This is a genomic window from Olleya sp. NP1-10 (assembly GCF_055804415.1).
On record NZ_CM147840.1, the window covers coordinates 165,001 to 170,000 of the forward strand.

Annotated in this window: 2 tRNA genes, 4 rRNA genes and 1 pseudogene (2 of these 7 only partly in view); all 7 read right to left on the minus strand. The window is 40.0% G+C overall.

The features are described 5' to 3' along the window. A 23S ribosomal RNA gene (locus tag AC0L4B_RS00790) occupies positions 1 to 191 on the minus strand; it reaches 2,629 nt to the left of the window's first position. A gap of 156 nt (positions 192 to 347) precedes the next feature. Beyond that, positions 348 to 421 (minus strand) — tRNA-Ala (locus AC0L4B_RS00795). 82 nt (positions 422 to 503) lie between these two features. Next, a tRNA-Ile gene (locus tag AC0L4B_RS00800) sits at positions 504 to 577 on the minus strand. Between the two features lie 86 nt (positions 578 to 663). After that, positions 664 to 2,183, minus strand: a 16S ribosomal RNA gene (locus AC0L4B_RS00805). A gap of 665 nt (positions 2,184 to 2,848) precedes the next feature. Beyond that, positions 2,849 to 3,412 (minus strand): annotated as a pseudogene (locus AC0L4B_RS00810) (putative porin); the annotation flags it as partial. Between the two features lie 427 nt (positions 3,413 to 3,839). Then, positions 3,840 to 3,946, minus strand: a 5S ribosomal RNA gene (gene rrf, locus AC0L4B_RS00815). A 99-nt stretch (positions 3,947 to 4,045) separates the two neighbouring features. Beyond that, positions 4,046 to 5,000: ribosomal RNA gene (locus AC0L4B_RS00820) — 23S ribosomal RNA — on the minus strand; it runs 1,865 nt beyond the window's last position. The 16S, 23S and 5S rRNA genes sit together here with 2 tRNA genes alongside, the layout of an rRNA operon.

Consider the following 5,000-nt stretch of genomic DNA (forward strand, 5'->3'; position numbering starts at 1 on the left):
CTTAGATGTTTCAGTTCTCCGGGTTTGCTCACCTTACGGTGTAACATGTCTTCAACATGCTGGGTTGCCCCATTCGGATATCTACGGATCAATTTGTATGTGCCAATCCCCGTAGCTTTTCGCAGCTTATCACGTCCTTCATCGCCTCTGAGAGCCTAGGCATTCCCCATACGCTCTTATTTAGCTTATTGTACTATTTGCTTTTTAATGAGTTACATTATTAATAGTAGCTCGTGACTAACTATTAATAAGTTATTATTTAAATCAATGAGTTATACTCATCTCTTTTTTTCATGTATCTTTTTTCAATATGTCAATGAACTTTTTCAACAATTAAATGTTGATTGTGGAGAATATCGGAGTCGAACCGATGACCTCCTGCGTGCAAGGCAGGCGCTCTAGCCAGCTGAGCTAATCCCCCATTAATAAATCCCGAATGTTGTATTCAGAATTATCGATTTAGAATTAACAACTTCTAGAATTTCCTTTATTTATAGTATTAGTAGTCTCAGGCAGACTCGAACTGCCGACCTCTACATTATCAGTGTAGCGCTCTAACCAGCTGAGCTATGAGACTCTACTATAATAGATTTTAAATTAACAGCAGGAGAATAAACTTTTTGTTTATTTATAATAAAACATTCTTTAATCGTCTTTCTCTAGAAAGGAGGTGTTCCAGCCGCACCTTCCGGTACGGCTACCTTGTTACGACTTAGCCCTAGTTACCGATTTTACCCTAGGCCGCTCCTTACGGCGACGGACTTCAGGCACTCCCAGCTTCCATGGCTTGACGGGCGGTGTGTACAAGGCCCGGGAACGTATTCACCGCATCATGGCTGATATGCGATTACTAGCGATTCCAGCTTCACGGAGTCGAGTTGCAGACTCCGATCCGAACTGTGATAGGGTTTATAGATTCGCTCCTTCTCGCGAAGTGGCTGCTCTCTGTCCCTACCATTGTAGCACGTGTGTAGCCCAGGACGTAAGGGCCGTGATGATTTGACGTCATCCCCACCTTCCTCACAGTTTGCACTGGCAGTCTTGTTAGAGTTCCCGACTTAAATCGCTGGCAACTAACAACAGGGGTTGCGCTCGTTATAGGACTTAACCTGACACCTCACGGCACGAGCTGACGACAACCATGCAGCACCTTGTAAATTGTCCGAAGAAAAGTCTATCTCTAAACCTGTCAATTTACATTTAAGACCTGGTAAGGTTCCTCGCGTATCATCGAATTAAACCACATGCTCCACCGCTTGTGCGGGCCCCCGTCAATTCCTTTGAGTTTCATTCTTGCGAACGTACTCCCCAGGTGGGTCACTTATCACTTTCGCTTAGCCACTCAGACCGAAGTCCGAACAGCTAGTGACCATCGTTTACGGCGTGGACTACCAGGGTATCTAATCCTGTTCGCTCCCCACGCTTTCGTCCATCAGTGTCAGTATATTATTAGTAATCTGCCTTCGCAATTGGTATTCTATGTAATATCTATGCATTTCACCGCTACACTACATATTCTAACTACTTCATAATAACTCAAGATAACCAGTATCAAAGGCAATTCTACAGTTGAGCTGCAGGATTTCACCTCTGACTTAATTATCCACCTACGGACCCTTTAAACCCAATGATTCCGGATAACGCTTGGATCCTCCGTATTACCGCGGCTGCTGGCACGGAGTTAGCCGATCCTTATTCTTACAGTACCGTCAAGCTGCTACACGTAGCAGTGTTTCTTCCTGTATAAAAGCAGTTTACAACCCATAGGGCAGTCTTCCTGCACGCGGCATGGCTGGATCAGAGTTGCCTCCATTGTCCAATATTCCTCACTGCTGCCTCCCGTAGGAGTCTGGTCCGTGTCTCAGTACCAGTGTGGGGGATCCCCCTCTCAGGGCCCCTACCTATCGTCGCCATGGTATGCCGTTACCACACCATCTAGCTAATAGGACGCATAGTCATCTCTTACCGTAACCTTTAATGTTATCTTGATGCCAAGTCAACATACTATAAGATATTAATCCAAATTTCTCTGGGCTATCCCTTAGTAAGAGGTAGATTCTATACGCGTTACGCACCCGTTCGCCGGTCGTCATCTTTAGCAAGCTAAAATGTTACCCCTCGACTTGCATGTGTTAAGCCTGCCGCTAGCGTTCATCCTGAGCCAGGATCAAACTCTTCATCGTTAAATTTTTAAGTGTTTCCACTAATATGCTTAACAATTAAAGCTGTTTAAAAATACTCAAAATGGTTTATTCTCTTGTTTGAATTAAATCGTTTCCAATTTAGTTCTTACGCTGTCAATTCAATATGTTTATGAACTTTTCTGTATCTCTTAAGATGTTATTTCCTTAAGCGGGTGCAAATATAATTCGCTTTTTTTAATCCCACAAGTTTTAAATGAAAAAATATTTTTTTATTTAAAACTCTCAATAACTACTTTAGAACGTTTTCCTGAAACTAAATAACTTTTAATAGGTTACGTCGTTTTCGGGGTGCAAATATACAACCCTTTTCCATTCTACCAACACTTATTTTAATCTTTTTTTAATTTAATTTTAATATTGCTTTTTAACAGCTTGTAATCAGTTGATTATCTCTTGAGATTTTATTGTGTTTTTTTAATGTTGTTCTTTGATTATATGTCAGTGTTTGGCTACTTTGAAATTGTGTTTATTGATTGTCAACGCGTTAGGGATAGAACGGTCTGTTTGAGCTCTTTTTTTATATTCCAATCTTTATTACATAGGATTATACTTTTAGCATGAAAACAAACTTTTAATCTAGCCGTTTACTTTAATAAAAAAAGCGAGTAGTGATAGCCCGACCCTTGGGGAACGCCATTATTAAACTATAAAAAGAAGTTCCAAACTAATCCAAATCTAATCTTAAAGTCTCGGAATGGTTGGTTTGGGGCTGAATAATAATTAGGATCGGTAAAGAGCGCATTGAAATGTTCGGCTTTTAGAAAAATTCTTGTTTGACGGATTTTTGCGTTTACAAAGAAATCTAATCTAGAGAATCCTCCTAGCTCTTGATTGTGATTGTTTTGAGTGTAAAACTCGGATAACAACGGATCATAGCCATCCATATTATAGGATGAGAAATAATTAAAGATTACTCCTGTTTGCAAATACAGTGCTTTTTTGAATACATGGTTTGAGTAATAAAGCGTATTTCTGGTTACTATTTGTGGTACATTTAATGTATTTGAATCGTCTTGGACGTTTTGATATAATATAGTATTGTCTAATGCAAAGTTTTTGTATTTAACTTCTTTTGCTAATTTAGCCTTTAGATAGGTTATCTGATTAGTGTTTTGAAATGGCTTTATTGCTTCATCTTGATCTTTTGCAAAATAAACATAATCTTGTATGGTACTTAGGTCTAATGTTAGACTGACATATTTATTAGATTTTAAATTAAATACTTCTTAATGATATAAAATCTAAGACTAATATAACTTTCTACTTATAAGTATTTAAAGTTTTTTTATTCTATGTTAGTTAAGATTATTATCGTACTAGTTCTTACTAAATTTACTGCTTCTAATTGTGACAGTTTAAATTAAAATGTTCTGTCTTTATATTATATATATAGTAATTATAGTTTATAAGCTTGTTAAGTAGTATTGAGCAGCTATTTAAATTACTATCATAGCATTATAATTGTACATAAAGATTAAGGATTACGGTTGCTTATACTAAACATTATCTTATCTTATCTTATCTTATCTTATCTTATCTTATCTTATCTTACTTTACTATAGTCTAGTCTACTAGTTATTCAAAAAAGTATATACCAAAAAAATCCTCAACAAATAAATGTTGAGGATTCTCTAAAAAAGGCGACGACCTACTCTCCCACAATGTAGTACCATCGGCGCAAATGGGCTTAACTTCTCTGTTCGGAATGGTAAGAGGTGAGCCCCATCGCTATAATCACCTTAAATCTTTCGGTGTGTGTAGAATACTCTACTTAACCGTATATAATAACATATTGAAAAAATATTCATGAAAATAATATTGAACTTTATAAAAAACAGGCGTACAATAAGCCTATGGGTTATTAGTACTACTTGGCTATGACATTACTGCCTTTACACCTATAGCCTATCAACGTGGTCATCTCCCACGACCCTTTAAAGAAATCTCATCTTGTGGTGGGTTTCGCGCTTATATGCTTTCAGCGCTTATCCCTTCCCAACGTAGCTACTCTGCAATGCTCCTGGCGGAACAACAGATACACCAGAGGTTAGTCCAACTCGGTCCTCTCGTACTAGAGTCAGATCCACTCAAATTTCTAACGCCCACTGTAGATAGAGACCGAACTGTCTCACGACGTTCTGAACCCAGCTCGCGTGCCACTTTAATGGGCGAACAGCCCAACCCTTGGGACCTTCTCCAGCCCCAGGATGTGACGAGCCGACATCGAGGTGCCAAACCCCCCGTCGATATGAGCTCTTGGGGGAGATCAGCCTGTTATCCCCGGCGTACCTTTTATCCTTTGAGCGATGGCCCTTCCATACGGAACCACCGGATCACTATGCTCTACTTTCGTACCTGATCGACTTGTAGGTCTCTCAGTCAAGCTCCCTTATGCCATTGCACTCTACGCACGGTTACCAAGCGTGCTGAGGGAACCTTTAGAAGCCTCCGTTACTCTTTTGGAGGCGACCACCCCAGTCAAACTACCCACCAAGCACTGTCCCTTCTTCGAAGGTTAGACTCTAGATAAGCAAAGGGTGGTATTTCAACAATGACTCCACAACGCCTAGCGACGCCACTTCAAAGTCTCCCACCTATCCTACACATTACTTATCCAAAACCAATACTAAGCTATAGTAAAGGTGCACGGGGTCTTTTCGTCCCACAGCGGGTAATCGGCATCTTCACCGATACTACAATTTCACCGAGCTCATGGCTGAGACAGTGTCCAGATCGTTGCACCATTCGTGCAGGTCGGAACTTACCCGACAAGGAATTTCGCTACCTTAGGACCGT